At 60.6% G+C, this 2,576-nt stretch carries 1 protein-coding gene and 2 pseudogenes; 1 reads left to right on the top strand and 2 read right to left on the bottom strand.

All coding sequences use genetic code 11. The annotated features are described in order from the left end of the window. Positions 1-796: IS701 family transposase (locus EOA24_RS33945; protein WP_127410586.1), on the top strand; the 796-nt coding region annotated here is incomplete at its 5' end. A gap of 706 nt (positions 797-1,502) precedes the next feature. Here EOA24_RS33945 and EOA24_RS33930 read toward each other — a convergent pair. Then, positions 1,503-2,009 (bottom strand): annotated as a pseudogene (locus EOA24_RS33930) (IS630 family transposase); the annotation flags it as partial. A 297-nt stretch (positions 2,010-2,306) separates the two neighbouring features. Then, positions 2,307-2,576 (bottom strand): annotated as a pseudogene (locus EOA24_RS33925) (IS110 family transposase); the annotation flags it as partial.

Below are 2,576 nucleotides of genomic sequence, written 5' to 3'. Positions count from 1 at the left end.
CAGCCAGATCGGCGTGTTCTTGGCTTACGCGAGTCGCTACGGTCAAGCGCTGGTCGATCGTCGCCTTTACCTGCCGGAGAGCTGGACAAAGGATCGGGCGCGATGTGCCAAGGCGTCGATCCCGGAGACGGTCGAATTTGCGACCAAGCCAAAGATGGCGCGCGCCATGGTCGAGGCGGCGCTCGATGCCGGCGTCCCATGCGCTTACGTTCTTGGCGACGCTGTCTACGGGGCCGACAGTAGCCTTCGCCGGATGCTGGAAGCTCGCGAGCAGCCCTATGTCCTGGCGGTTCGAGGCGCTCACTTCATGCGCCGTGGAGGGGATCGTCGGTTTGAGGGAGCCTCGCCCGAGGAACTGGCCAGCGAGCTCGCGCCCGAGGAGTGGGTCTGTCATGCGGCAGGTGAAGGCGCCAAAGGGCCTCGGCTCTACGACTGGGCACGCATCCGCCGCCCTTGGACGTCAAAAGACGGCTTCGAGCATTGGCTTCTGGTCCGCCGCAAGCGATCGACATCCGCAGAAAAATCGTACTACTTGGTCTTCGCCCCGCCCGGTTCCTCCTTGGCCGAACTGGCGGCAGTGGCCGGCCTACGCTGGGCGGTCGAGGAGTGCTTTGAGCGCGCCAAGGATGATCTCGGACTTGATCATTGCGAGGCTCGGTCCTGGCACGGATGGCATCGCCACATGAGCCTGTGCATGGCCGCCCTGGCGTTCCTCTCCAAGCTATCGGCTGATCTTCGGCGCAGCGCATGGGGCAAACCGAACGAAACGAGTCCAAAGGAGCCAATCGCCGCCTGATTCGAATGACTGCACTCGTCCCGAGCGTCCCCGAGATCCGCTATCTCCTCGCCCGGATCCTCATCTTCTCGCCGACACAAAAGCCCTTCATTATCGCCTGGTCGCTATGGCGACGACGACATCAGGCCGCGGCCACCATCTGTCATTACAAACGACGCGAATATCCGCAACTGTAGTACTAAGGCAGCTGAAGGATGTGGGCGGCCAAAGCGTCAACGACTTGACCGTCGTGCTGATCAGGCAAGGGCGTGTGGTGGAGCACGTTGTGATGCATGCACTCGAATAGGCAGACGGGAACAATCGATGTTTGGGTTTTCCGGCATGCACAGCTGACGATCCCGACGTTGCCCATGCGCGAAGTGCTGAGTCCAGCTGAGTGGGAACAGGCAGAAAAAATTCGTCACATGGATATGCGCCTTTCATATCTTCAGGCAAAGAGCGCTTTTCGAATTATCCTTGCTGCGCACTGGCGTCCCGATCAGACAGCGCTTGAACTTCTCATCGAGTTCCAGGCCCGTTACCCCGGACGATATGCTTGCAACAGCTTCACACGTTGCAAAAGCGATAAGAGAGTGGCGCCGACAAGCCGTGCGGCGGCTTATAGGCGAGGTCAGCGGCCTTACACCATACGTCGCGCCAAACCCCGCACGTCTGGCTGCGGGTAACATTCCTGATGAGGCACTCGGTAACAAAATTATACCAACGGTCATTTTGATTGACCGACATATGCCCATTCCCGCATTCCGATGGAGTTTATTGTCTCAAGTTGGGTGAGGAGTTTTCGCCAGGCCTCGCACGCTGCGTCGATGATGTCGTCGTAGCCTTCGAAGACGCGGTTTGAGAGCCAGTTGGCGCGCAGATACTGCCAGATGTTCTCGACCGGGTTCAGTTCCGGCGAGCGGGACGGAAGGAAGATCAGCGTGATGTTCTTGGGAACGTCGAGCTTTGCGGTGGTGTGCCAGCCGGCGCGATCGAGCAGTAACACGGCGTGGGCGCGCCTGGCGACATGGCGGCTGATCTCGTCGAGATGAAGTTGCATGGCCTCGGTGTCTGCGAAGGGTAGCGCCAGCCCTGCTCCTATGCCACGTGCCGGGCAGATGGCGCCGAACAGATAGGCGCTTTTGTAGCGCTGGTCGGCCGGCTGACGGGGCCGCGTGCCCCGCCTTGCCCATTGCCGCACGATGCCGTTCTTCTGGCCGATACGGGCTTCGTCCTTACATGAGGGTTCGACTGTCAACGCGATTATTGCATTTGCTTCTCCGCTTTTCGGATGATCCTGCTTGGCACGATAGGGTCCGGGGCGTCTGTGTCTCGCAGCTACAACTGTGTCACCTTACATACGGTCGGGCCACAACAATGGCGCGGACCAGAATGCCTCTTGCACGAGGCGTAGCCCAGGCGAGACGCGACCCACCTGAAACGCGGCAGCTATGAACTGCCAAAGAAGAAGACGGTCGCACTCCCCGTGTCGCAGCCGACCAGAGTATGGTCAGCGGCAATTCCTGTTTGTCTATGCTGCGGTTGCGGCCTCCGCACGGATATCGGCGCCTGCCGGCACCACCCCGTCTTCGGCATAGCGCCAGAGCGCAATCAGCAATTTGCGAGCCATCGCCACGATCGCGATCCGCCGCGTAGGTCCCGTCAGCGTCCCGACGCGATCACGAAACCACTTGGCCAGGTCGCTGCCAGGCTGGTAGCGAAGCCAGAGCCAGGCAAGCTGGATCATCGTCGTTCTCGCGCGTGGGTTCCCGGCCCGACTGATCCGCCGATCCCTGTCCAT

The sequence above is a fragment of the Mesorhizobium sp. M2A.F.Ca.ET.039.01.1.1 genome (assembly GCF_003998035.1).
Classification (GTDB): Bacteria; Pseudomonadota; Alphaproteobacteria; order Rhizobiales; family Rhizobiaceae; genus Mesorhizobium.
This window is presented reverse-complemented; position numbering and strand designations above follow the sequence as displayed.